The sequence below is a fragment of the Streptomyces sp. HUAS 15-9 genome (assembly GCF_025642155.1).
GTDB lineage: Bacteria > Actinomycetota > Actinomycetes > Streptomycetales > Streptomycetaceae > Streptomyces.
This window is the reverse complement of sequence record NZ_CP106798.1, coordinates 3,242,008-3,266,981: the sequence shown is the minus strand read 5'-3', so window position 1 is coordinate 3,266,981 and position 24,974 is coordinate 3,242,008. Positions and strand designations below refer to the sequence as shown.

Annotated in this window: 22 protein-coding genes, 1 tRNA gene and 1 pseudogene; 5 read left to right on the top strand and 19 right to left on the bottom strand. The window is 69.2% G+C overall.

From position 1 onward, the window contains the following. Window positions 1-79: 79 nt before the first annotated feature. Window positions 80-598 carry a hypothetical protein gene (locus N8I87_RS14910; protein WP_263209046.1) on the bottom strand — a complete coding sequence of 173 codons (519 nt, stop codon included), beginning with the start codon at window positions 596-598 and terminating at the stop codon, window positions 80-82. On the opposite strand from N8I87_RS14910, the gene N8I87_RS14905 reads away from it, so the two are divergent. Then, window positions 560-1,066, top strand: coding sequence for an HD domain-containing protein (locus tag N8I87_RS14905; protein WP_263209044.1), 507 nt, complete (start codon window positions 560-562; stop codon window positions 1,064-1,066). The genes N8I87_RS14910 and N8I87_RS14905 overlap by 39 nt on opposite strands. Here the strand turns inward: N8I87_RS14905 and N8I87_RS14900 are convergent. The 5 genes from N8I87_RS14900 to N8I87_RS14880 all read right to left on the bottom strand — a co-directional run bounded on the left by N8I87_RS14900 (window position 1,047) and on the right by N8I87_RS14880 (window position 4,873). Beyond that, window positions 1,047-1,988, bottom strand: coding sequence for a site-specific integrase (locus N8I87_RS14900; RefSeq protein ID WP_263209043.1), 942 nt, complete (start codon window positions 1,986-1,988; stop codon window positions 1,047-1,049). The genes N8I87_RS14905 and N8I87_RS14900 overlap by 20 nt on opposite strands. Window positions 1,989-2,086: 98 nt before the next feature. After that, window positions 2,087-2,159, bottom strand: a tRNA-His gene (locus N8I87_RS14895). Window positions 2,160-2,275: 116 nt separating this feature from the next. Continuing rightward, complete coding sequence (gene orn / locus N8I87_RS14890; RefSeq protein WP_263209041.1) at window positions 2,276-2,878, bottom strand: oligoribonuclease; 603 nt, start codon at window positions 2,876-2,878, stop codon at window positions 2,276-2,278. A gap of 151 nt (window positions 2,879-3,029) precedes the next feature. Further along, window positions 3,030-4,235: a helix-turn-helix domain-containing protein gene (locus N8I87_RS14885; protein WP_263209039.1), complete on the bottom strand. Its 1,206-nt coding sequence runs from the start codon at window positions 4,233-4,235 to the stop codon at window positions 3,030-3,032. Window positions 4,236-4,615: 380 nt separating this feature from the next. Further along, window positions 4,616-4,873, bottom strand: coding sequence for a hypothetical protein (locus tag N8I87_RS14880; protein WP_263209037.1), 258 nt, complete (start codon window positions 4,871-4,873; stop codon window positions 4,616-4,618). Window positions 4,874-5,226: 353 nt separating this feature from the next. Here N8I87_RS14880 and N8I87_RS14875 point away from each other — a divergent pair, with 353 nt between their 5' ends. Next, the gene (locus N8I87_RS14875) at window positions 5,227-5,754 is read left to right on the top strand and encodes a universal stress protein (RefSeq protein WP_263209035.1); all 528 of its coding nucleotides are present in this window, start codon (window positions 5,227-5,229) and stop codon (window positions 5,752-5,754) included. 128 nt (window positions 5,755-5,882) lie between these two features. Continuing rightward, on the top strand, window positions 5,883-6,446 hold the full coding sequence (locus tag N8I87_RS14870) for a GPR1/FUN34/YaaH family transporter (protein WP_263209033.1): 564 nt from the start codon (window positions 5,883-5,885) through the stop codon (window positions 6,444-6,446). A 178-nt stretch (window positions 6,447-6,624) separates the two neighbouring features. Here the strand turns inward: N8I87_RS14870 and glmS are convergent, their stop codons facing one another. Beyond that, window positions 6,625-8,442 carry a glutamine--fructose-6-phosphate transaminase (isomerizing) gene (glmS, locus tag N8I87_RS14865; protein WP_263209031.1) on the bottom strand — a complete coding sequence of 606 codons (1,818 nt, stop codon included), beginning with the start codon at window positions 8,440-8,442 and terminating at the stop codon, window positions 6,625-6,627. 45 nt (window positions 8,443-8,487) lie between these two features. After that, the gene (locus N8I87_RS14860; RefSeq protein ID WP_263209029.1) at window positions 8,488-8,745 is read right to left on the bottom strand and encodes a hypothetical protein; all 258 of its coding nucleotides are present in this window, start codon (window positions 8,743-8,745) and stop codon (window positions 8,488-8,490) included. Window positions 8,746-8,931: 186 nt separating this feature from the next. Here N8I87_RS14860 and N8I87_RS14855 point away from each other — a divergent pair, with 186 nt between their 5' ends. Beyond that, window positions 8,932-10,497, top strand: a complete 1,566-nt coding sequence (locus N8I87_RS14855) for a purple acid phosphatase family protein (RefSeq protein WP_263209027.1) — start codon at window positions 8,932-8,934, stop codon at window positions 10,495-10,497. A gap of 50 nt (window positions 10,498-10,547) precedes the next feature. Here the strand turns inward: N8I87_RS14855 and N8I87_RS14850 are convergent. Next, window positions 10,548-11,434, bottom strand: a pseudogene (locus tag N8I87_RS14850) (DUF4429 domain-containing protein). 92 nt (window positions 11,435-11,526) lie between these two features. On the opposite strand from N8I87_RS14850, the gene N8I87_RS14845 reads away from it, so the two are divergent. Further along, window positions 11,527-13,095 carry a beta-N-acetylhexosaminidase gene (locus N8I87_RS14845; protein ID WP_263209025.1) on the top strand — a complete coding sequence of 523 codons (1,569 nt, stop codon included), beginning with the start codon at window positions 11,527-11,529 and terminating at the stop codon, window positions 13,093-13,095. Window positions 13,096-13,164: 69 nt separating this feature from the next. Here N8I87_RS14845 and N8I87_RS14840 read toward each other — a convergent pair whose 3' ends face one another. The 10 genes from N8I87_RS14840 to N8I87_RS14795 all read right to left on the bottom strand — a co-directional run bounded on the left by N8I87_RS14840 (window position 13,165) and on the right by N8I87_RS14795 (window position 24,971). Further along, window positions 13,165-14,934, bottom strand: a complete 1,770-nt coding sequence (locus N8I87_RS14840) for an IucA/IucC family protein (RefSeq protein ID WP_263209024.1) — start codon at window positions 14,932-14,934, stop codon at window positions 13,165-13,167. After that, on the bottom strand, window positions 14,931-15,455 hold the full coding sequence (locus tag N8I87_RS14835) for a GNAT family N-acetyltransferase (protein WP_263209022.1): 525 nt from the start codon (window positions 15,453-15,455) through the stop codon (window positions 14,931-14,933). Before N8I87_RS14835 ends, N8I87_RS14840 begins: the two co-directional genes overlap by 4 nt. Continuing rightward, a complete protein-coding gene (locus N8I87_RS14830) occupies window positions 15,452-16,738 on the bottom strand; it encodes a lysine N(6)-hydroxylase/L-ornithine N(5)-oxygenase family protein (RefSeq protein WP_263209020.1) in 1,287 nt (428 codons plus the stop codon). The genes N8I87_RS14835 and N8I87_RS14830 overlap by 4 nt, the downstream gene beginning before the upstream one ends. Beyond that, on the bottom strand, window positions 16,722-18,188 hold the full coding sequence (gene desA / locus N8I87_RS14825; protein ID WP_263209018.1) for a lysine decarboxylase DesA: 1,467 nt from the start codon (window positions 18,186-18,188) through the stop codon (window positions 16,722-16,724). The genes N8I87_RS14830 and desA overlap by 17 nt, the downstream gene beginning before the upstream one ends. Before the next feature lie 110 nt (window positions 18,189-18,298). Next, window positions 18,299-19,120: a siderophore-interacting protein gene (locus N8I87_RS14820; protein ID WP_263209016.1), complete on the bottom strand. Its 822-nt coding sequence runs from the start codon at window positions 19,118-19,120 to the stop codon at window positions 18,299-18,301. A 55-nt stretch (window positions 19,121-19,175) separates the two neighbouring features. Beyond that, the gene (locus N8I87_RS14815; RefSeq protein WP_263209014.1) at window positions 19,176-20,222 is read right to left on the bottom strand and encodes an ABC transporter substrate-binding protein; all 1,047 of its coding nucleotides are present in this window, start codon (window positions 20,220-20,222) and stop codon (window positions 19,176-19,178) included. A 154-nt stretch (window positions 20,223-20,376) separates the two neighbouring features. After that, the gene (locus tag N8I87_RS14810; RefSeq protein WP_263209013.1) at window positions 20,377-20,823 is read right to left on the bottom strand and encodes a hypothetical protein; all 447 of its coding nucleotides are present in this window, start codon (window positions 20,821-20,823) and stop codon (window positions 20,377-20,379) included. Window positions 20,824-20,914: 91 nt separating this feature from the next. After that, complete coding sequence (locus N8I87_RS14805; protein WP_263209012.1) at window positions 20,915-22,078, bottom strand: acyl-CoA dehydrogenase family protein; 1,164 nt, start codon at window positions 22,076-22,078, stop codon at window positions 20,915-20,917. A 5-nt stretch (window positions 22,079-22,083) separates the two neighbouring features. Then, complete coding sequence (locus N8I87_RS14800; protein WP_263209010.1) at window positions 22,084-23,034, bottom strand: hydroxymethylglutaryl-CoA lyase; 951 nt, start codon at window positions 23,032-23,034, stop codon at window positions 22,084-22,086. Next, on the bottom strand, window positions 23,031-24,971 hold the full coding sequence (locus N8I87_RS14795; protein ID WP_263209009.1) for an acetyl/propionyl/methylcrotonyl-CoA carboxylase subunit alpha: 1,941 nt from the start codon (window positions 24,969-24,971) through the stop codon (window positions 23,031-23,033). Before N8I87_RS14795 ends, N8I87_RS14800 begins: the two co-directional genes overlap by 4 nt. Window positions 24,972-24,974 lie beyond the last annotated feature (3 nt).

The window sequence follows — 24,974 nt, the reverse complement described above, 5'->3', positions numbered from 1 at the left end:
TGTTCCCCTCCTCTCCTAGATGTCGGGAGCCAGACGCCTCGGCCGCTTGACCTTTGCGAGAGTGAGAGAGGTCGGGGCGTCATTCCGCGTAGTGCGGGTAGTAGGTCGGTTTCCGTGAGATCTGCTCCTCGGTGAGTGCAGGCACCGTGACGTTCCCAGTGACCAACACATCCTGGTTGCACCAGGAGGAGCCGAGAGCGATGAATCGACCACCAGGCTCCATCTCCCAGTCGTCATCGGAGAGCCGCACGACAACATCGCTGCCACAGATGAACGCTCGGTTGGCCTGCGTGATGATCCACTCCGCCCTCCGGGTGTCTGAGGCGGTCGGCACGTTGCACCGCTCTGCCATCTGCCAGAGCTTCCGCCAGTCGACTCCGGGCGTAAGCGAGCCGATGTAGGCAATGTTGGATGAAGCCCAACTGTCGCCGCAGACGCAATCCGCCTCGCCGAGGCGTGAGAGGTAGGGGACATCGTGGGTGACCAGGACCTGGCGGACGTGGCCCACTTCCTGTGGGAGGCCGGCACGCTGAAAAACGCCCGCCGAACAGGGTGGTGGATGGCGGGCGTTCGGGACCCTGAGAGTGTCGCCGAGCATGCGTGGCGCACCTCGGTCATCGCCTCGGTCATCGCAACCCTCGAGGGCGCGGATGCCGCGCGCGCCGCGCGCGCCGCGCACCTGGCGGTGTGGCACGACTCGCAGGAGACGCGCACAGGCGACGTGAACCACCTGGGGAAGAAGTACGCGGCCGCGGCCGATCCCGAGGCGGTGACCGAGGACCAGACGGCCGGCATGCCCGAGGTCCTGCGCACCGCTGTGCGCGCCGTCGTCGCCGAGTACGAGGCGAAGGAGACGCCCGAGGCCATCTGTGCGCGCGACGCGGACAAGCTGGAGTGCATGCTGCAGGGCCTGGAGTACAAGGCGCAGGGATACGGCTCGGCGCAGCGGTGGATCGACAACAGTCGGGCCCGGATCGTTACGGAGTCCGGGCAGAGGCTGGCCGATGAGCTGCTGGACCAAGCCCCGCTCGACTGGCTGCGCGCAGTTATGGGCGAGAAGGGCTGACCCGGACGCACGAAAGCGGCCCCGCCCTCCCGGAATCAGCCACGCCACGTGGGTGTGCCGCAGCTTTCCGGGTCTTGGGCGGTCCGAGGTAGAACGCCGCGTCGGATCCCTTCTTCGCGCGCTTCCAGGCCCGCTGGACGTTGGCCGTGGGGACGTCCGCATTGAGGTTCAGGTCGCGCACCTGGAGCGCGGTGGCCTCGCCCAGCGCATGCCGGTGCCGACGAGTCAGTCGGCGAGGTCCCGGGCCGCCGGTCGGTGATCTCCTGCGCAACGCGCACGTATTCGCCGTGCTCGAGGAAGCACATCTCTTCCTCGGTGTGGTCGTCGACGCGGGGGAGTCGTGTGTTCTTGCACGGGTTCGCGGTGCGCAGCTGCGGCGTGGAATCGATGGCGGCCTGGAAGATGCAGAAGAGCAAGCCGTGCCGGTTGCGGATGCTCTTGGGATCACCTCGCGACGGAGCCACTTCTCCGGGTTGCTCGGGTCCCGGTCGCCGTCCTCCTCGTGGCGTACCCAGTCGGTGACGTCGTCCTGGGTCACGTTGCAGACGGTTGCGGGAACGGTCCGGCCGTACGGGTCGGTGTGCTCGACGAGGGACAGGTGGATGCGCACCTCCCTGCGGTAGTCGTCGCGGGTGCGGTCGTCGATCCCGGTGAGTCGGCCCACGTAGCGGGTGGCGTAGTCGACGAAGGGGACGTCGCCGGGTGTGGGCGGTGTCTCGACGAAGCCGTGGCCCTTGACCCAGCCGTGAGGCCACTTGTTGCCGTGTGCCTCGACGAGGGCTTTGAACTGCTCGTCCTGGGCGCTGCCTTGGGTGGGATCCTCGCTGCCGAAGTTCTCCGTCTGCCAGCTGCCGCCCCGGCGCCATTTCACCTGGCAGGTGATGGCGCCGCTCTTCTGGGGTCGTTCCACGATGCTCGCCATGCTGGGACGATACGGCGCACATCACATGTCGTGTTCCCATCAGTTTGGGCATGACGAAGGGCTGACCCGTTTCCGCAGGTCAGCCCTTGATCATTAAGGGTGAGTGACGGGACTCGAACCCGCGACATCCTGGACCACAACCAGGTGCTCTACCAGCTGAGCTACACCCACCACGACCGGCGGTTCACTTGGTGGTTTCTCCGACCGGCCGAGAAAAAGTGTACAGGGTCCGAAGGGGTGCTCGCGCACGGCTTTTCGCGGTGGTCCCCGTCGGCCCCCGTGGGCGCCTACTGCGCAGGCAGGACGTGCTTTCCGGCGATGGCCCTGGCGGTCTCCGTGTCCGGTCCGGGCTGCGGTACGAAGATCGCCTCCCGGTAGTACCTGAGCTCCGCGATGGACTCGCGGATGTCGGCGAGCGCCCGATGGTTGCCGTTCTTCTCCGGGCTGTTGAAGTAGGCGCGCGGGTACCAGCGGCGGGCGAGCTCCTTGATGCTGGAGACGTCCACGATCCGGTAGTGGAGGTAGCCCTCCAGCGTCGGCATGTCCCGCAGCAGGAAGCCGCGGTCCGTACCGACGGAGTTGCCGCACAGCGGGGCCTTGCCCGGTTCCTTGACGTGCTCGCGTACATACGCCAGGACCTGCTCCTCGGCCTCGACCAGCGTCGTGCCGCCGGCCAGCTCGTCGAGCAGACCGGAGGTGGTGTGCATCTGCCGCACCACGTCCGGCATGGTCTCCAGGGCCTTGGCGGGCGGGCGGATCACGATGTCCACCCCCTCGCCGAGTACGTTCAGCTCGGAGTCGGTGACCAGCACGGCCACCTCGATGAGCGCGTCGTCGGACAGCGAGAGACCCGTCATCTCGCAGTCGATCCACACCATGCGATCGTTCATGTGTCTAACCTTACGGCGCGTATGCGCTCCACGGGCCTGCCGTGCAAGGGGTTGCTGTGGCGTGGGGTGGTTCATGGTGCTGGTGTGACGTCCGGGAACGAGAAGAGAGGAAGGGGCCCGGGCTTGTCCGGACCCCTTCTCATCTACTTGCTCAGTTACCGCTTCTCGGCCCCGGCAGGCTCGCCGACAGACCCAGTGTGGCCGTGCGCCGTGTCTGCATCGGTACGGCGCTCTCCGGATGCAGCAGTGCGGGCACCGGTCCCATCGGCCCGGGCGGCAGTACGCCCGTCGGCCCGGTCGGAGGCAGCGCGGGCTCGCCCTCGCCCGGCTTGTCGCCCTGCGGCCGGCGCGCCCGGTACGCGGCGCGGTACGCCGCCGGGGACGAGCCCAGCTGACGGCGGAAGTGGCCGCGCAGGGCCACCGGCGAGCGGAAGCCGCAGCGGCCCGCGACCTCGTCGACCGAGTAGTCCGACGTCTCCAGCAGACGCTGCGCCTGCAGCACCCGCTGGGTGATCAGCCACTGGAGCGGGGCGCTGCCGGTGAGCGAGCGGAAACGTCGGTCGAACGTCCGCCTGCTCATGTACGCGCGTGCCGCCAGCGTCTCCACGTCGAACTGCTCGTGCAGGTGCTCCAGCGCCCAGGCGACGACCTCCGCGAGCGGGTCGGCGCCGATCTCCTCGGGTAAAGACCGATCGAGATAGCGCTCCTGACCGCCGCTCCGGCGCGGTGGGACCACCAGTCGGCGGGCGAGCGCTCCGGCCGCCTCGTTGCCGTGGTCCGACCGCACGATGTGCAGACACAGGTCGATTCCGGCCGCGGTGCCCGCCGACGTGAGGACATCCCCGTCGTCGACGAACAGCTCACGCGGATCGACGTGCACCGACGGATAGCGCTTGGCCAGCGTCGGTGCGTACATCCAGTGCGTGGTCGCCGGGCGGCTGTCCAGCAGGCCGGCGGCGGCCAGCACGAAGGCGCCGGTGCACAGCCCGACGATGCGGGCCCCCTCCTCATGTGCGCGGCGCAGCGAGTCCAGCGCCTCTTCCGGTGGTGGAGAGGTGATCGAGCGCCAGGCCGGCACCACGACGGTGCCCGCCCGTGAGATCGCCTCCAGGCCGTGCGGCGCGGTGAGTTCGAGGCCCCCTGTGGTCCGCAGCGGGCCTTCCTCACCTCCGCACACCAGCAGTCGGTAGCGCGGCACTCCGGCGTCCTGGCGGTCGATACCGAACACCGAAAGCGGTATGGAGCTCTCGAAAATGGGGCCGCCGCTGAACAGCAGCACCGCGACGATCTCCTTGCGGCGTCGCCCGGAAAGCTTCCGGACCGCGGCTTCCGGCGTGGCAGTGGAGTCGTGGCTCATCCTGCTAAGCCCCCCTCGGTGGTCGCGGCTCCTCGGTTGTGTCGCTCCTGCACGTTTCCCCTCGGTCCTGCACGAGTCCCCCGCCGTAAAGAAAGTCAAGATCGAATCTACTGGGTCCCGCACGGTCGCGGTGCCCCAGGTAGACACTCGGCACATTGTCGACATGACAACTTGGCGTGAAGCATTCGATCACGAAGCGTTGCACTCGTGGGCCGTGCGGGGAAGTGCGCCTCGTCGCAGTGGCCAAACCACGTAGGGTGCGCAGGGCCTCCTGGACCCTTTCCGTGCAGGTGGAACGGGGGTTGGGGGGTGGTTGGGGCACCTCTTGCACAGGGTCCAGAAGTTGGCTGAAAAGATACGTCCGTGTGCGCGGAAACCGGTCAGTCGACCGGTGTATTCGGCTTGCTGTGACGTCCGCCTCTGTGGGACGCGCAGCGCTCGGAGTGGCGCAGCAGGAAGCGGCAGGCGCCGGTGAGGGCGGCGAGGCCGAGCGCGGTGCCGGTGGCGCCGGCGAGCGAGGTGCCGTACCAGAGAAGCACCACCGGGACGAGGGTGCAGCTGAAGGCCGCCCAGCGGACCAGTTCGCTCACGGTGTCCGGCGCGGGACGCCGTTCGGTGGTGGCGCGCGGTCCGGACATGTCGCTCTCCCTGCGGCTCCCCGGGACGCTCCCCGGGCGGTGGCTCCATGGAGTCAACGCGCGTTCGATCCGTCGGTCACTGTGTGTACCCGTCGGACGGAGCGCAGTTGTTTGAATCCTGTGCAAACCGCCTGTACGGGGCAGCAACCATTGCGTTACGGGCGCGGCTCGTGCATGCTCCGGTGAACCCCTACCGGGCTTCGAGGGATCCCCTACGGAGCGTGCACTGGCTCTGGGCTAAGGAGGCGTGCCGCCGTACCCTTGGGGGTATGGGGTTGGGAAGATGTTTCCCGGACACGGCTCCGCCGCACACTGTCGTCCCCATCCACGAGGATCCAAACGCCGAGACACTCATGGCCGGTCACGAATTCTTCGAACCCGCGGACCGCAAGCGGAACGTCGCCGACCCCACGGCGGACGAGCCCCTGGCGGCGGAAGAGTCACGCCCATCCTGCGACCCAGCTTTCAAGCACGGCGTGGTCGTCGGCTTCGACGGTTCCACGTCGAGCGAGCGCGCCCTGGCCTATGCGATCGGCATGGCCCATCGCTCCGGGTCGGGCCTGATCATCGTTCATGTCGCCAACCGGCTGCCCACCACGGTGTGGGCCGGCTGCGAGCCACCCGTCTTCGTCGACGTACCGGACCACCGCACCGAGGTGCTGGGGCTGGAACTCGCCTGTGCGGACTATCTGTCCGAGGTGCCGTGGATCCTCGTCGAGCGCGGCGGTGACATCTGCCACGAACTCGAAGAGGTCGGGCGGGAGTACGAGGCCGACGCGATCGTCGTCGGGTCCACCCACGGCATCGTCGGCCGGATCTTCGGCTCCGTCGCCGGACGGCTCGCCAAGCGGGCGAAGCGTCCCGTGGTGGTCATTCCGTAGCCTCTCCACGCGCCGTCAACTCCCTTTGCGCAGTGCCCGAATCTACTCGCGCGTAGATGTTGTTTGTGCCCTTGTGAAGGGCATGTATCGGTCACCGCACAACCGCACATGCATGAAGGGAGCCCGCCGTGGACAACGACGTCTCTGCGGGAAGCACCACCACCGTCGTCGGCCGACTCGCCCTCGGAATCACCCTGTTGGCGTTCGGACTCGGATACACCGATGTGATCGACGGCGTGACGGCGACCGACGCCGTCTCACTGGCCCACTACGTAGGCGGCGTTGCGCTCTTCGTCGCCGGTCTGCTGGCGTTCCGCGACCGCGACAACGCCACCGGTACGGCCTTCTCGGCGCTCGGCGCACTCTGGTTCACCTGGGCCGTCTCGGCCGGGAACCAGATGTCCGACAACGCCGCCGGGCTCTTCCTGCTCCTGTTCGCCCTCGTGGCACTGTCGTTGACCCTCGCGGGCGGTGACATGCTCGGTCAGGGCATGCACGGGCTGCTGTTCCTGTCGATGCTCGTCCTGGCCGTGGCCCGGTTCGCGGACAGTTCGGCTCTCACCAAAGTCGGCGGCTGGGTGGGCGTGGCCGCGGGTGCGGTTGCGTGGTACGCGGCGACCGCGGCGCTTGCCCACTGGCCGACCGCACTTCCTAGGCGCGCTGCCGGCCGGGGAGTGACGGCCACCGGCTAAATGGCAGCCGATGCCGGGGAGTTGGGCGCCCCCGGTGAACATGAGCGGACCCCCCGTGCTTGGTGGCAACACGTGGGGGTCCGTTCCCTCTTTGCGCCTGAACCGGCGCCGCTCTCGCGAACGTGGTGGCTCGCCGTAGGGGTTGCTCGATTGTCGCTGCCGCCGGCGCGGGGATTTCCTACTCCACCGTCACCGACTTGGCGAGGTTCCTCGGCTTGTCGATGTCCCTGCCCAGGACCTTTGCCGTGTGGTAGGCGAGGAGCTGGAGCGGGATGCCCATCAGGATCGGGTCCAGTTCGTCCTCGTTCTTCGGGACGACGATCGTCTTGTCGGCCTTCTCCTGCTGCTGGTGGGCCACCGCGAGGATCTTGCCGCTGCGGGCCTTGATCTCCTCCAGGGCCGCGCGGTTCTTCTCCAGCAGGTCGTCGTCCGGGACGATCGCGACCGTCGGCAGGGCGGGCTCGATCAGGGCGAGCGGGCCGTGCTTCAGCTCGGAGGCCGGGTAGGCCTCGGCGTGGATGTAGGTGATCTCCTTGAGCTTCAGGGAGGCCTCGCGGGCCACCGGGTAACCCCGGACGCGGCCGATGAAGAGCATCGAGCGGGCCTCGGCGTACTCCTCGGCCAGCTGCCTGACCTCCTCCTCCTGCTTGAGAATCTCGGAGATCTGCGCAGGCAGCTTCCGCAGGCCCTCGATGATCCGCTTGCCGTCGCGGACCGAGAGGTCACGGGTGCGGCCGAGGTGCAGGGCGAGCAGGGCGAAGGCGACCGTGGTGTTGGTGAAGCACTTCGTCGAGACCACGCAGACCTCGGGGCCGGCGTGCACGTAGATGCCGCCGTCCGCCTCGCGGGCGATCGCCGAGCCGACCACGTTGACCACGCCGAGCACCCGGGCGCCCTTGCGCTTCAGCTCCTGGACGGCGGCCAGCACGTCGTACGTCTCACCGGACTGCGACACCGCGATGTACAGCGTGTCGGGGTCCACCACGGCGTTGCGGTAGCGGAACTCGGAGGCGGGCTCGGCGTCCGCGGGGATGCGGGCGAGCTCCTCGATCAGCTGGGCGCCGATCATGCCGGCGTGGTACGAGGTGCCGCAGCCGAGGATCTTCACCCGGCGGATCCGGCGCGCCTCGCGGGCGTCCAGGTTCAGGCCACCGAGGTGCACGGTGGAGAAGCGGTCGTCGATACGGCCGCGCAGCACGCGGTCCACGGCGTCGGCCTGCTCGTGGATCTCCTTGTGCATGTAGGTGTCGTGGCCGCCCATGTCGTAGGAGGCGGCCTCCCACTCCACGGTGGTCGGCTCGGCCGTGGTGCGGGTGCCCTCGGTGGTGTACGTGCGGAAGTCGTCGGCCTTGAGGGTGGCCATCTCGCCGTCGTCGAGCGTGACTATCTGGCGGGTGTGGGTGACCAGCGCGGCGATGTCCGATGCGACGAACATCTCCTTCTCGCCGATGCCGAGGACGACCGGGGAGCCGTTTCGAGCCACCACGATGCGGTCCGAGAAGTCGGCGTGCATGACGGCGATGCCGTACGTGCCCTCGACGACCCGGAGCGCGTGGCGGACCTTCTCCTCCAGGGACTCCGCCTGGGAGCGGGCGATCAGATGGACGAGGACCTCGGTGTCGGTCTCGGAGAGGAACTCGACGCCGTCCGCCTCCAGCTTGCGGCGCAGGTCGGCGGCGTTGTCGATGATGCCGTTGTGCACGACGGCGACCTTCTGGTCGGCCGACATGTGCGGGTGGGCGTTCACGTCGGACGGGGCGCCGTGGGTGGCCCAGCGGGTGTGGGCGATACCGGTGGTGCCCTTGAAACGCGCCGGGACCTTGGCCTCCAGGTCACGGACCCGCCCCTTGGCCTTGACCATCTTCAGGCCGGCCGTCTTCGGGGAGGTGACGACGATGCCCGCGGAGTCGTAGCCGCGGTACTCCAGGCGCTGCAGGCCCTCCAGGAGCAGCGGGGCCACATCACGCTTCCCGATGTATCCGACAATTCCGCACATATATAGGTATCCCTCAGCCTGTCGTTCTGTTGTTCCGACTGGTTCTCAGCCGTAGACCATGCGGCGCAGCTGTCTGAGCGTGAGCTCGGGCGGCGCCACCGCCCGGTACCTCAGGTCCGCCTCGATCCGTTCGAAGATCGTCGCGTTCACCAGGCCCTGGGCCTGCAGCTCGCGATGGCGGCGACGGACGAAGTCCTCGGTCGTCTCGTCGAAGTAGGCGAGCACGTCCTGGATCACACGCAGCGCCTCGCCCCGGCTCAGGGGCGTGGACCGCGCGAGATGATCAACAAGTTCGTCGTGCACCCGGTAGATCCTGGGGCACCGGCGCCGGTTTCGCAAGAATCCTGCCCGGTTGCGGGCACGGATGTGTTGAAAATCCTTGGGCGAACATTGAATCTCTCATGGATCCCTGTTCGTGATCTGTCCATCCTGTGTCTTGCGTCTCGTCGCCTCTGGAGACGAGTTTCAGACGCCATGGACATTCCTCGTATGGGAGTACCCGAGAAGCTGGCCGAGCGCATGAGCATGGCCGAGCAGCACGAGTATCTGCGCGCCAGATTCTCGCGGCGCACGATGATGAGAGGCGGGGCCGTCACGCTGGGCGCCGTCACGGGTGGCGCGTTCGTCCCGGGCGGGACCGCCCAGGCCGCCGTTCCGGCCCAGTCCACCGCCCCGGCCGCCGAGATGGTCGACGGCGCCCTTGTCGCCCCCTTCGGCCGCCACCTCGCCTACGGCAACGACCCGCGCACCGAGATGACCATCTCGTGGCAGGTCCCGGTCGCCGTGAAGAAGCCCTTCATCCGCATCGGCGCCCACCCCTGGGACCTCTCCCGCAAGATCGAGGCCGAGGTACGCACCCTCTACACCCCGGCCGGCGTCGGCGCGAGCGGTGACCACACGCAGTACTACCTGCACGCCAGGCTCACCCATCTGCGCCCCGGCAAGACCTACTACTACGGCGTCGGCCACCAGGGCTTCGACCCGGCCGAGCGGCACCTCACCGGCACCCTGGGCACCTTCACCACCGCCCCCGACCGCGAGCAGCCGTTCACCTTCACGGCCTTCGGTGACCAGGGCGTCAGCTACCACGCCCTGGCCAACGACAGCCTGATCCTCGGTCAGAACCCGGCCTTCCATCTGCACGCCGGCGACATCGCCTACGGCGACCCGGCCGGCCAGGGCAAGACCACCGACACCGGCTTCGACTCGCGCACCTGGGACCAGTTCCTGTACCAGACCGAGTCGGTCGCCAAGCAGATCCCGTGGATGGTCAGCTACGGCAACCACGACATGGAGGCCTGGTACTCGCCCAACGGCTACGGCGGCGAGGAGGCCCGCTGGACGCTCCCGGACAACGGTCCGGACCCGAAGAACCTGCCGGGCGTCTACTCCTTCGTCTACGGCAACACGGCGATCATCTCGCTGGACCCCAACGACGTCTCCTTCGAGATCCCGGCCAACCTGGGCATCTCGGGCGGTACTCAGACCACATGGTTCGAGGCGCAGCTGAAGAAGTTCCGCGCCTCGAAGGACATCGACTTCATCATCGTGTTCTTCCACCACTGCGCCTACTGCACCTCCACCGCGCACGCCTCGGAGGGGGGTGTGCGCCAGGAGTGGGTGCCGCTGTTCGACAAGTACCAGGTCGACCTCGTGATCAACGGCCACAACCACCAGTACGAGCGCACGGACGTCATCAAGGGCAACGAGGTCACCAAGAAGCTGCCGATCGGCGGCACGGCGTACTCGGACACCGAGGGCGTGGTCTACGTGACGGCGGGCGCGGCCGGCCGCAGCCTGTACGCCTTCAGCGCCCCGGACTCCTACGAGGGCCACGAGCACGAGGTGGACTCCGTCGCCTCGTTCATCTGCGTCAAGGACGGCAAGCAGAACGAGACCGTCACCTGGTCCCGCGTCCGCTACCTCAACTACTCCTTCCTGCGCGTGGACGTCACCCCCGCGCCGAAGGGCCGCTACACCACCCTGAAGGTCTCGGGCATCGCCGAGACCGGTGACCGGATCGACCACTTCACGGTGGCACGCCGGGCGAAGTGACCGCGGCCGCGCCCCGCAGGCGGGGCGCACCCGGACACGGCGGGCGGTCCTCACATGCGCTTGAGGATCGCCCGCTTGGCCAGGGCGAACTCGTCGTCCGTCAGGACACCCGTGCGGTGCAGCTCGCCCAGCTCACGCAGCCGCCGCAGCAGCGCGTCGTGGTCGTCCTCGATCGTGGGCGCGGTCCGCTGCTGCGGGACCTCGGGCAGCTGCGGCCGCACCTCCGTCGCGGCGGCGGCCGAGGGTGCGGCAGCCGTGCCTGCACGGCCGCCGCGACCAGCGCCATCAGCGGGTCCTTCTTGAAGCCCCACAGCTCCACGGAGTTGGGGTCGTACTTCGGCGGTGCCTTGGTCGGCGCGCCCCGCACCGTGAAGCGCAGATGGCCGTTCTCCAGGCCGGCCGCGGGCTGCCACTCCACCGCGTCGATGTCGGTGACGGCGAGCGTGCGGGCGCCCGCCGCGGCCTTGGCGTCCTCGGTCTTCCAGTTCCACTCCAGGCGCACCTGCTCGCCGTCGAAGCCCGCCGTGCCGTCCCTGGCGGAGACGGAGAGCGGAACCGACGGGCCGGGCAGCAGATACTCGGTCACCGGGTCGGCCGGAACCCCGTCCAGGAGCAGCGCGTTGCGCACCTCGTCCACGAAGTACTCGGCGACGCCGTAGCGGTCGGACTCGACCGTCAGCTGATAGGGGTCGTCGGTCTCGGCGAGGCGGCCGCCGGTCGCGTGCAGCAGCGGGTCGGCGCCGTCGCGCAGCCGCAGTCGCAGCCGCCCCGACTTCTTTCCCTGCTCGAACGAGATGCCGGCCAACGCCCCCAGGGGGACCACGAGTTCCCCCAGGGTCCTGCGCAGCAGACTCACGTTCTTGTCCCGGCCCGGGGTCAGTCGAAGGGCGTCGGCGTCGAAGGCCCACGTGCCGTCCTTCTGGATGATTTCCGCCATGAGGGGATTGTTTCATCGGTTCTGCGAGAGAGTGGTCTCTACCAATTCCGAAGGGAGCGCATGTGAGACGGCACCCCAGAACGACTCCCCGTATGGCCCGCATCCTCGGATCCCTGCTCCTCGTGGCCGCGGCCGGCGCCTTCACCGTCGGCGCGGCACCGTCGCCGAGAGCCACCCCCACCCCGCTCGACCGGGTGGTGCCGGCACCCGCGTCGGTCACCCCGGGCGGATCCCCGTACCGCATCACCCGTGGCACCCGCATCAGCGTCACCGGCTCCGGCGAGGCCCGCCGGGTCGGCGAGTACCTTGCCGCCGTCCTGCGGCCGTCCACCGGCTATCCCGTCCCGGTGACGGCGAACGGGCGCGGCGGCATCCGACTCCGCCTCGCCAAGGGCGTGTTCGGCGCGGAGGGCTACCGCCTCGACAGCGGCCGCGGCGGCGTCACCATCACCGCGAGCGCACCCGCAGGCCTCTTCCACGGCGTCCAGACCCTGCGCCAGCTGCTGCCCGCGGCCGTGGAGAAGAAGTCCGTGCAGCCCGGCCCCTGGCTGGTCGCCGGCGGCACCGTCCAGGACTCACCGCGCTACGCCTACCGGGGCGCCATGCTCGACGTGTCCCGGCACTTCTTCACCGTCGCCCAGGTCAAGCGCTACATCGACGAACTCGCCCTCTACAAGATCAACAAGCTGCATCTGCACCTCAGCGACGACCAGGGCTGGCGCATCGCGATCGACTCCTGGCCGCGCCTTGCCACCTACGGCGGCTCCACCCAGGTCGGCGGCGGCCCCGGCGGCCACTACACCAAGGCCGAGTACCGGGAGATCGTCCGTTACGCAGCCTCCCGCTATCTCGACGTCGTCCCCGAAACAGACCTGCCCGGCCACACCAACGCGGCCCTGGCCTCGTACGCCGACCTGAACTGCGACGGCGTCGCGCCCCCGCTCTACACCGGCACCGACGTCGGCTTCAGCTCGCTGTGCGTGCCGAAGAAGATCACCTACGACTTCGTGGACGACGTCGTCCGCGAACTGGCCGCGCTCACCCCGGGCCGCTATCTCCACATCGGTGGCGACGAGGCGCACTCCACCAGCCATGCCGACTACGTGGCCTTCATGGACAAGGTGCAGCCCGTCGTCGCCAAGTACGGCAAGACGGTGATCGGCTGGCACCAGCTGACCGGAGCGACCCCCGCCCCGGGCGCCCTGGCCCAGTACTGGGGCCTGGACGACACCAGCGCCGAGGAGAAGGCCCAGGTCGCCAAGGCCGCGCGGAACGGGACCGGGCTGATCCTGTCCCCGGCCGACCGGATCTACCTCGACATGAAGTACACCGAGGACACCCCGCTGGGCCAGGACTGGGCCGGCCTGGTCGAGGTGAAGCGGTCGTACGACTGGGACCCGGGCGACTACCTCGCCGGAGTCCCCGCGTCGGCCGTGCGGGGCGTGGAGGCCCCGCTGTGGACCGAGACCATCACCGACTCCGCGGACATCGAGTACATGGCCTTCCCACGGCTCGCGGGCGCCGCCGAGCTGGGCTGGTCACCCGCGGCCACGCACGGCTGGGACGCCTACAAGGTGCGGCTGGCCGCGCAGGGCCCGCGCTGGGACGCACTCGGCATCACGTACTACAAGTCTCCCCAGGTGCCCTGGCCGACGAGTTGAGACAAGCCTGACGGGCACCCCGGAGGACCGTACTCCGGGGTGCCCGCCGGTTCGTGAGGGCCTGCCTTCCTACCGTCCCGCGAGGGGATTGCGCAGAGTGCCGACCAGTTGGAGCGCGCCGGAGGGGTCCGCGAGATCCACCATCTGCCGGTTGTCGCGCAACTGAAGTCGATTGAGGCAGGACAGCGCGAACTCCGGCGCGAACAGGTCGTACTGCCGGAACTTGTCGGCGAGTTCGGGCGCCGATTCCTGATACTCGCGGGTGACCTCCGCGACCGTACGCCAGAAGCCGTCCTCCTCCAGGATCCCCTCGGTGGCGAGGTTCGCCGCGAGGAAGCGGAAGAAGCAGTCGAAGACGTCCGTGAAGACGGACAGCAGCTTCGTGTCCTCCGGCACCTCGACCCGGATCCGCCGCACCTCGGGCGGCAGCACCGCGTCCGGGTCCATCACCACGATCTCCTCGGCGATGTCCTTGTAGATCGCGCGCCGGACCACGCCGTCCTTCAGCACCAGGATCACGTTCTCGCCGTGCGGCATATAGGCCAGGTCGTAGGCGTAGAAGCTGTGCAGCAGGGGCGTGTAGTACGCCCGCAGGTACTGCCGCAGCCATTCGGCGGGCGCCAGCCCGGACCTCTCGATCAGGGCGCCCGCGAAGGACGCGCCCTCGTGGTCCACATGGACGAGGGAGGCCATGGTGGCGAGCGACTCGCCCTCCTGGAGGGAGGGAACCGGGCTCTCGCGCCACAGCGCGGCCAGCATCTTGCGGTACGGCGAGTACCGGTCGGTCGCCGCCTCGTACTCCGGATGCCGGTAGCCGACGGCCGCGCGCTCCTGGATGATCGACAGCCCGGTCGACTTCAGCACCGGGTCGTTGTCGATCAGCCGGGCCAGCCAGTCGTTGATCGCCGGGGTCGCCTCCATGTAGGCGGCGGAGAGCCCGCGCATGAAGCCCATGTTGAGCACGGACAGGGCCGTCTTCACATAGTGCTTCCCGGGGTGGGACCGGTTGAAGAAGGTCCGGATGGACTGCTGGGCCAGATACTCGTCGTCGCCCTCGCCCAGGCAGACGAGATGCCCGCGGGCGACCTCGGCGGCGAAGGTGACGGTGAGCTTGTTCCACCACTGCCAGGGGTGGACGGGTATGAGGAGATGGTCGGCCGGGTCGAGCCCCTGCTCGCGCAGGACACCCTCGAACCGCTCGACCGTCTCCGCGCCCAACTCCTCCCGTACGAAGGTCTCGTACTCGATGCCCGCACCCGCCGTGAACGCCGCCCGTGAGCGGTGCGCGGCGAGCCAGATCAGCCGGACGGGGCTCGCGGTCTCCGGGGCGTACGACAGGTACTCATGGATGCCGAAGCCGAGCCGCCCGTTGTTGGCGACGAAGCAGGGGTGGCCCTCGGTCATCCCGGTCTCGATCGCCTGGAAGCCGCTTCGTGCCAGCTCGGCCACCGGGATCTGCGGCTTGGTGAGCTTGTAGCAGGTGCCGGAGAGGGTGGAGGAGATCTCCTCCAGGTAGACCGGCAGGATCTCGTCGCTCAGGCCCAGCGCCTTCTTGAGCTCGATGAAGAAGTCGAGGGCGGCAAGCGGGAGTTCGGCGCCGTCGCGGGTGCGGGTGATCGAGTCGGCGTCGACCTGCCAGTGGTCGAGGGCGCGGAGGGTGGCCGTGAACCGGTAATGGGTGAGGCCGTCGTCGCTGTGGACCATGTACGCGTCGCCGTCCTGCCGGGGCGTGATCAGCCGCTCGTGGGCGAACTCGGCGAGCGCCTTGCGCACGAGCAGACGGTTGGCCGTCTCCCAGCGCTCGGGGGACAGATGGGCCACGGCGTCGGCGAGGCTCATGCCGCCACCGCCTTCTCGAACCGCTCCCGCGTGCAGAAGCTCAGCAGCGCCTTCTTCTCCGGCTTCTGGATCTCCCGCTCGGGCACGAACCCGACGACGTCGTTCAGGGCGTGCACCGCCGCGTTGCGCACATCCGGCTCGACGACGATCCGGGCGGTCGCCGGATCCTCGAAGAGGCGCGCCACCACGGCGGTGATGACGGCCCTGGTGAACCCGTGCACGGGCGTCTGCGTCGGCGGCACCAGGAAGTGCATGCCGACATCCCCGGGCTCGGGCTCGTACAGCCCCACCAGCTCGCGGTGGGCGGGGTCGTACGTCTCCATGAGGAAGGCGGGCTCCCCGTCGAGCAGCCCGAGGAGGGCGTGTTGGTGCTCGTCGGCCGCGATCTCCATGTAGGCGCGCTCGACGTCCTCCAGCTTCGCGTCCCGCATCATCCAGAAGGCGGCCTTGGGATGTGTGACCCAGGCGTGCAGCAGCTCGGCGTCCTTGAGGGGGTCGAGCGGGCGGAAGGTGAACTTCATACGGCGAACTCCTGGAACGCGATCGTCTTCTCGACCGGGTAGTACTCGGTGCCGAGCAGCTCGCGGATGATGTGGCTGTTGCGGTACGGGCCCATGCCCAGATCGGGGCTGGTGACGCTGTGGGTGTGCAGGCCGGCGTTCTGCAGGAACACCCCGCGGCCCGTCACGTCGATCGCGTAGTTGCGGGCGACGTCGAAGCGGCCGTGGCCGTCGAAGCGGAGGCGGTCGTGGAGCGGGGCGAGGAAGGCGGGCGGCTCGTAGTGGTAGCCGGTGGCCAGCACCAGGCCCTCGGTGCGGATCTCGAAGTCCTTGCCCTGCTCGTCCTGGTGGAAGCCGAGCGTGTACGCGCCGTCCGCGTGAACGGCGGTCGTCAGCGAGGAGTTGGCCAGCAGACGGGTGCGGACCGGGCGGTCGCCGCTCTCGACGTTCTTCTGGTAGAGCAGGTCGAAGATCGAGTCGATCAGGTTCGAGTTGATGCCCTTGAAGAGGCCCTTCTGCTGCTTCTCCAACCGGTAGCGGGTCTCCTCGGGCAGCGCGCGGAAGTAGTCGATGTAGTCCGGGGACGTCATCTCCAGGGTCAGCTTGGTGTACTCCAGCGGGTAGAACCGCGGGGAGCGGGTGACCCAGTTGAGCTCATAGTTGTGGACGTCGATCTCACAGAGGAGTTCGTAGTAGATCTCCGCGGCGCTCTGGCCGCTGCCGACGATCGTGAGGGACTTCTTCGCCTGCAGTTCCGCCTTGCGGGGCAGGTACTGCGCGGTGTGAATGAAGTCGCCGGACAGATCCCGGCAGAAGTCGGGAACGAAGGGGACCGTGCCCGTGCCGAGGACCAGATGACGGGCGCGGAAGGTGTCGCCGGCCTCGGTGCGCACGACGTACAGATCGTCCTCGTACGTCACCTCGGTGACCGTCGTACCGAAGCGGACGCTGCTCAGCTTGCCCGCGGCCCAGCGGCAGTAGTCGTCGTACTCGACCCGGAGCGGATAGAAGTTCTCCCGGATGTAGAACGAGTACAGCCGGCGCTTCTCCTTCAGGTAGTTGAGGAAGGAGTACGGCGAGGTCGGGTCGGCCATCGTGACCAGGTCCGACATGAACGGGGTCTGCAGATGGGCGCCGTCGAGGAACATTCCGGCGTGCCACTCGAAGTCGGGCTTCGAGTCGAGGAACACTCCGTCCAGTTCGGCGATCGGCTCGGTGAGGCACGCGAGGCCGAGGTTGAAGGGGCCGAGCCCGATCCCCACGAGGTCGTAGGTCTTGTTCGGGGCTTCAGGACGCACGGTCAAGAGACTCTCCCAGGTACTGCTCGGCGTGGCCGGCGATCAGGTCGAGGACGGCGGCGATGTCGGTCGCCCGCGTCTCGGGGTTGAGGAGGGTGAACTTCAGGTAGTGGCGGCCGCCCGCCTTGGTGCCCGCGACCACGGCGTCGCCGGAGGTGAACAGGGCCTTGCGGGCATACAGGTTGGCGCGGTCGATCTCGGCCGGATCGGTGACGGCCGCCGGGATGTAGCGGAAGACGAGGGTGGACAGGGACGGCCGCACGACGACGTCGAAGCGCGGGTCGGCGGCGAGCAGTTCCCAGCCCTCGGCGGCCAGGTCGCAGACCTCGTCGAAGAGCTCGCCGATGCCGTCGGCGCCCATCACGCGCAGGGTCATCCACAGTTTGAGGGCGTCGAAACGGCGGGTGGTCTGCAGGGACTTGTCGACCTGGTTGGGGATGCGCTCGCGAACCATGCGGCGCGGGTTGAGGTACTCCGCGTGGTAGGTCGCGTGCCGCAGCGTGGCGGAGTCGCGGACCAGCACGGCGGAGGAACTCACCGGCTGGAAGAAGGACTTGTGGTAGTCGACGGTGACCGAGTCGGCGCGCTCGATGCCGTCGATGCGGTCCCGGTGTCTGCGGGAGGTGAGCAGCCCGCAGCCGTAGGCGGCGTCGACATGCATCCACACGCCGTACTGGGCGCACAGCTCGGCGATCTCGGGCAGCGGGTCGATGGACCCGAAGTCGGTGGTGCCGGCGGTGGCGACGACGGCCATGGGGACCAGGCCGTCGTCCCGGCAGCGCTCCAGCTCGTGGGCGAGCGCGACGGTCTGCATGCGTTTGTCGTGGTCGACGGGGACGGTGACCACCGCGTCCGGGCCGAGGCCGAGGAGTTGCGCGGACTTCGTCACGCTGAAGTGGCCGGCCTCGGAGACGAAGACGCGCAGTGTCGCGGGGGAGGCCGGATGTTCCCACCCTGCCCGCCCGGCCTTGGCCTCCTCGCGGGCCAGCATCAGCGCCTGGAGGTTGGACTGGGTGCCGCCGGAGGTGAACACGCCGTCGGCGGCCGGGCCGAGGCCGATGCGGGCGGCCGTCCAGTCGATGAGCCTGCGCTCGATGAGGGTGCCGCCGGCCGACTGGTCCCAGGTGTCGAGCGAGGAGTTGACCGCGGAGAGGACCGCCTCGCCGAGCACCGCCGGGATGACGACCGGGCAGTTGAGGTGGGCGAGGTAGCGGGGGTGGTGGAAGTAGACCGCGTCGCGGAGGTAGACCTCCTCCAGCTCGTCCAGGGCGGCTGTGGTGTCGTGCAGCGGCCTGTCGAGGTCGATCCGCTCGATGCGGCGGGCCAGGGCGTCGACCGTGACGCCGGTGAACGGACGGTCGGTGGTGGCGAGTTTGGCCGCCACCCGCTCTACTCCTTCGGTCACGGAGCGGCGGTAGTGCTCCGCGGTGAGGTCATTGAGCAGGTGCGAGCGCATGTGGGGGTCCTCCGGGGGACGGTCCGTGCCGGTTTAGCTTAGGTTAGCCTAACCTAAGTAATGCGGGGGAGGTCTCACTCCTCCCATGACTGCCGTCACGTCGAAGGGAGTTACTCCGCCACGCGGAGTTGTTCCTCCGTCAGCCCCCGCCGCCAGTAGCCGACGAAGGTGACACGCCGCCGGTCGATCCCGCGCTCGGCCACGAGATGGCGGCGCAGGTCCTTCACCTGGCCGGACTCGCCCGCGATCCAGGCGTACGGCCGCTGGGCGGGCGGCAGTTGAGCGGTCCGTACGGCGTCGACGGCCATGGGGGAGCCGTCGTCACCCACGAACCAGGCGATGTGGGCGTCCGCCTCGGTCGCCACGCCCTGGATGTCACCCGCGTATGGCACCGTCAGCCAGGCCCGGACGGTCGTGCCGGCCGGAAGCGACTCGAGAATGGCCGAGACGGCGGGTACGGCGGTCTCGTCGCCCCAGATGAGGACGAGGTCGGTGTCCTGTGGGGGCCGGAAGCGGATCGCGCGGTTGTCGGCGATCGCCGGGCCGAGGAGGAGGACGCGGTCACCGGTGGTGGCCCCGGCGGCCCAGCGTGAGGCGGGCCCCGACGGGCTGTGCAGTACGAAGTCGATGTCCACCTCGTCGGGGTCCCGGCGCAGGGCTCGCAGAGTGTACGAGCGCATCACAGCCCGTACCCCGTCCGGGAGTTCACGCCACGCCTGCCACCAGCCGTCACCCAGGTCGACGGGTACGACGGGCTCGGTCTGGCCGGGGTGCGGCAGGAACAGGGACAGGGACTGGTCCCGCCCGTGGGATTGGAACGCGTGCAGGTCGGACCCGGTGAAGGTGACCCGGACCAGGGACGGGCCGAGCCGCCTCGTCCGTGCGACCCGGAGGGAGAAGAAGCGGAACGGGGTGGCCACGGCCGTCGTCATGGGTGCTCCTGGGATTCAGGAAGGTGTGCTCCTGGGGAGGGCAGGGAAGCCGGGGTCAGGTGACCTTCTTGGCCTTCTCCAGTGCCTCGGCGAGGACGGTGAGCAGCGGCACGCACTTGTCGTACGACAGGATCGGCTCGGGGGAGCGGGCGATGACCTGGCCCGCCTTGACCGCGGGCAGCTTCTTCCAGGTCGCCTTGGTGATGTCGGCGGGCTGGATGGTCGAGGAGCGGTCGTCCATCATGATGATGTCGGCCTGGTACTTGTCGACGTTCTCCCAGCTCAGCGACTCGTACCAGCCGCCGCCCTGCTTCTTGGCGCTCTCCGGCGGCTCGACGAAGTTCACGCCGAGGGCCTTGAAGTACTCCAGGTCGATCGAGAGGTTGGTGCCGGAGACGTAGAAGAGGTCGGCGCTCGCGGAACCCGCCATCACCTTGATGCCGGGCTTGGCCTTGGCTGCGGCGCGCAGCCGGGCGGCGGCGTCCTCGAAGCGCTTCTTCGCGTCGGTGACCGCGGCGGCCTTCAGGTCGGCGCCGAGCGAATCGGCGAGCTCCCACATGCGCTGCAGGGACGCGGTGAGTTGGCGGTCGTAGACGGAGATGCCGACGCTCGGGGCGAGCTTGGCGATCTTGTCCTTGGACTCGTCGGGGACGTACCAGAGGGTGCCCGTCGAGTCGAACATGGTGGAGATGAGCACGTCCGGGGCGAGGGCCGCGTACTTCTCGACGTTGAACTGGCCCCAGGTGTTGCCGAGGACCGTGACCTTGCTGACGTCCATGTCGCCGGCCTGGACATCGGCCTTGCCGTCCTTGGTCTTCGTCGGGCCGAACACGCCCTTGACCGGGATGCCGTAGTCGTGGAGGGCGGCGGCGACACCGGTGAACGCGACGATGTCCGCCGGGACCTTGTCCAGCTTCACGGTCGTGCCGCGGTCGTCCTTGAAGGTCCAGGGGCCGGACTCGGCGGCCTTCGCCTGCTCGCCCGAGCCCGCGTCTTCGCCCTTGTCGTCCCCGCAGGCGGTGAGTGCGGCACCGAGTCCGAGGGCGCCGCCCGCGGCGAGGATGCCGCGGCGAGTGAGTTGGGTGGCACGGGCACAGGACATGGGTATGACTGCTTTCGACCGGGGCGAAGCGCCCGCCGGACAAGTTCGAAGCTAGGTTAGCCTAACCTAACTAGTTGTCCAGAGGGCGGGCCGGAGCCGGGCGAGTGAGCCGCCCGTGTCCCGCCGCTCCTCGCCCCGATCGCCAACGCGGCCGTCAGAACTTGTAGTTGGTGATGACGGCGTTGCCGTAGACGTCGTAGACGGACGCGTACCCTTCCTTCGCGTCCTTCCAGGAGGCGAAGGCCCTGGCGATCGCGGTGGCTGCCGCCTCGGGGTCTGCCACCTGTGTCTTCCCGCCGTTGATGTCGGTGGATATGTACGCGTTGCCCGTCTGCTCGTTCCACTCGCCGAGGATGCGGTCGACGCGGGTGGTGGCGGTCTTCTGCTCCGCGGTTCCGTGCTCCTCGACCCAGGACCTGAAGTCCGCGGCGTTCTGCTTCGACCGTGCCTTGTCCGTGTCGTCGGGCAGCTTCTCCGCGACCCCGATCCCGTCCGGCTTCGCGGTGCTCTCGGTGGAGCAGGCGGTGGCTGCGCCGGCGAGGACGGCGCCGAGTGCGAAAACCGTGACGATATGGGGGGTGCGCTTCACAGAGGTCTCCATCGGATGCATCGGACACTGGGTCGGGCGGGAAACGCCACCGTACCGGCACCCCGTGCGGGTGCCGGTACGGCTGGAATCGGGTACGGCGGCCTCAGCCGGCGACCAGTCCCAGCTCCCGGGCGATCAGCATCCGCTGCACCTCGCTGGTCCCCTCGCCGATCTCCAGGATCTTGGAGTCGCGCCACATCCGGGCCACCGGGTACTCGTTCATGAAGCCGTAGCCGCCGTGCACCTGGGTGGCGTCGCGGGCGTTGTCGACCGCGATCGTGGAGGAGTAGAGCTTGGCCAGGGCCGCCTCCTTCTTGAAGGGCTCGCCGGCGACCAGCCGGCTCGCCGCGTCGCGCCAGGCGAGGCGGGCCGTGTGGGCCTTCATCTCCATGTCGGCGATCTTGAACTGGATCGCCTGGTTGGCGCCGATCGGCCGGCCGAAGGCCTGCCGCTCCTTCGCGTACTTCACCGACTCGTCCACACAGCCCTGCGCCAGACCGGTCGCGAGCGCCGCGATGGCGATACGGCCCTCATCGAGGATGCGCAGGAACTGCGCATAGCCGCGGCCCTCCTCGCCCAGCAGATTGGCCGCCGGGACACGGACGTCCGAGAAGGACAGCTCACGGGTGTCGGAGGCGTTCCAGCCCACCTTCGAGTAGGGCGCCGCCACGGTGAAGCCGGGCGTGCCCGACGGGACGATGATCGCGGAGATCCGCGGCCGGCCGTCCGGCTTGCGGCCGGTGACCGCCGTGACCGTCACCAACCCAGTGATGTCCGTGCCGGAGTTGGTGATGAAGCACTTCGAGCCGTTGATCACCCATTCGTCCGTCTCCGGGTCGAGACGGGCCGTCGTACGCGTCGCGCCCGCGTCCGAGCCGCCGTCCGGCTCCGTGAGCCCGAACGCGCCCAGTACCTCGCCGCTGCACAGCCGGGGCAGCCACTCGCGCTTCTGCTCCTCGGTGCCGAAGAGATGGATCGGCATGGCACCGAGCGAGACTCCGGCCTCGAGCGTGATCGCGACCGACGAGTCCACCCGGGCCAGCTCCTCCAGCGCCACGCCGAGCGCCAGATAGTCGCCGCCCATGCCGCCGTACTCCTCCGGGAACGGCAGCCCGAACAGGCCCATGCGGCCCATCTCGCGGACGATCTCGTAAGGGAACTCGTGCCGCTCGTAGAAGTCACCGATCTTCGGCGCCACGACGTCGTGGGCGAACTCCTCCACCGTGCGGCGGAGTTCCTCGAGTTCGGGGGAGAGTCGGTGGTCCATGGTGATCACTGCTCCTTGTGGGACAGGGCGCGTACGGTGCGGGACGGGCTGGGTCGGCCCAGGTGGGCGGCCATCCACACGCTGGTGGCGACGAGACGGCCGAGGTCGACCCCGGTGTCGATGCCGAGGCCCTGCAGCATCCAGACGAGGTCTTCGGTGGCGAGATTGCCGGTCGCGGACTTGGCGTAGGGGCAGCCGCCGAGGCCTCCCGCGGAGGCGTCGATCGTCGTGACCCCGTGTTCCAGTGCCGCATAGGTGTTGGCCAGTGCCTGGCCGTAGGTGTCGTGGAAGTGCACGCCGATCACATTGGTCGGCACGCCCTCCTCGTTGAGCACGGAGAGGAGTTCGAGGACATGACCCGGGGTCGCGACCCCGATCGTGTCGCCGAGGCTCAGCTCGTCGCAGCCCATGTCCATCAGCGCCCTGCACACGCGCACGACCTGGTGGATGGGGACCGCGCCCTCCCAGGGGTCGCCGAAGCACATCGAGACATAGCCGCGCACATGGGCGCCCGTCTCCTTCGCGCGGGCCACCACCGGCGCGAAGACGCCGAGCGACTCGTCCACCGTCCGGTTGAGGTTGGCCTTGGCGAAGGACTCGGTCGCGCTGGCGAAGACGGCCACGCGGTCCGCGCCCAGGGCCAGCGCGCGGTCGAGCCCGCGCCCGTTGGGCACGAGGACCGGCAGGTGCACACCCTTCAGCTCCTGGACGAGCGGGAACAGCTGCTCCGCGTCCGCGAGTTGGGGCACCCACTTGGGGTGCACGAAGCTCGTCGCCTCGATGGTCGTCAGGCCCGCGTCGGCCAGGCGGCGGATGAACTCCGCCTTGATCTCCGTCGGTACGGCCAGCTTCTCGTTCTGCAGGCCGTCGCGTGCGCCCACCTCGTGGATCCGCACCCGCTGGGGCAGGTCCGAGGCCGGTACGACCATGGGGAGTTGCTCGGGCTCGGCTGTCATGACTGAGCCGCTCCTTCTTCCTCGTGCGGCGCGATGACCGCCAGCACCTGGTCCATGGCGACCGTCGTGCCGGGTTTCACGTCCAGCTCGGCGACCGTGCCGGCGTGCGGGGCGGAGACGACGTGCTCCATCTTCATTGCCTCGACCACCAACAGGCTCTGCCCGGCGGTCACTTCGTCACCGACGGCCACCTTCACAACCGTGACCGTGCCCGGCATGGGCGCGGTGAGCGAGTCGGCGCCCGCGTGCCCGGCCCGGGTGAGGGACGCGGCCACCGGGTCGTGGTCGCGCACGTGCCAGGCCTCGCCGTCGCGACCGATCCAGTCGGCGGCGCGCTGGAAGGTGTGGCGGACCCCGTCGAGGGTGACGGCCACCGAGTCCGCGGTGACGGTGTGGGTACCGCGTGGGACGTACTCCACCGGGTCCTGCACCCGCAGGTGGAAGCCGACCGACTTCGGGGTGCCGCCGAGCCGCCAGCCGCTCGGCACCGAGAACGGGTCGGTCCAGCCCTCGCCCCGAGGCTTCAGCCCCTCCAGGCGTACGGCCGCCGCGGCCTCGTACACCTCCTCCGGAACGTCCGTGGAGACGAGTTCGTCCACCACCCGCTCCACCAGCCCCGTGTCCAGCTCGCCCGCGACGACCGCCGGATGGGCGAGGAGCCGCCGCAGGAACGCCGCGTTGGTCTGCACGCCCAGCGTGACCGTCTCCGCCAGCGCGGCCCGCAGCCTGCGCAGCGCGGTCTCCCGGTCGGGGCCGTACGCGATCACCTTGGACAGCATCGGGTCGTACAGGCTGCCCACCTCGGTGCCCTCGCTGAGCCCGGAGTCGGTGCGCAGGCCGTCGTCCTGGGGTTCGCGCAGCCGCAGCACCGTGCCGCCGGACGGCAGGAACCCGCGCGCGGGGTCCTCGGCGCAGATCCGGGCCTCGACCGCGTGGCCGGTCAGCCGGATGTCCTCCTGCGCGAACGGCAGCCGTTCGCCCGCCGCCACCCGCAGCTGCCACTCCACGAGGTCGAGCCCGGTGATGAGTTCCGTGACCGGGTGCTCCACCTGGAGACGGGTGTTCATCTCCATGAAGTAGTACGACGACGGGTCGCCGCCCGGCACGATGAACTCCACCGTGCCCGCGCCCCGGTATCCGCACGAGCGCGCCGCCTGCACGGCGGCCTCGCCCATCCCGGCCCGGGTCTCCTCGTCGAGGAGCACGCTCGGCGCCTCCTCGATGATCTTCTGGTGCCGGCGCTGCAAAGAGCACTCGCGCTCGCCCAGGTGCACCACGTTGCCGTGGCCGTCGGCCAGGACCTGGATCTCGATGTGCCGGGGGCGGTCCACCCAGCGCTCCACCAGGAGCGTGTCGTCACCGAAGGAGGCGCGCGCCTCGCGGCGGGCCGCGGCGATCTCCTCCTTGAGCACCGACAGTTCGCGCACCAGGCGCATGCCCTTGCCGCCACCGCCCGCCGACGGCTTGAGCAGCACGGGCACACCGATCTCCCGGGCCGCGTCGGCCAGCTGGGCGTCGGTCAGCCCGCCCCCGCTGGAGCCGGGCACGACCGGCACCCCGGCCGCCCGCACCGTCTCCTTGGCGCGGATCTTGTCGCCCATGAGGGAGATCGCGTCCGCGGGCGGGCCGATGAAGACCAGCCCCGCCTCGGCGCACGCGCGCGCGAACCCGGTGTTCTCCGCCAGGAAGCCGTACCCCGGGTGGATCGCCTGGGCGCCGGTGCGGGCGGCGGCCTCCAGCAGCCGCTCCACCGACAGATAGCTCTCGGCGGCCGGCGCCGGACCGATCCGTACCGCCGTGTCGGCCTCCCGTACGTGCCGCGCGTCGGCGTCGGCGTCGGAGAAGACGGCCACCGAGCGCACGCCCAGCGAGCGGAGCGTACGGATGACGCGTACGGCGATCTCGCCCCGGTTGGCCACGAGTACTGTGTCGAACACGGT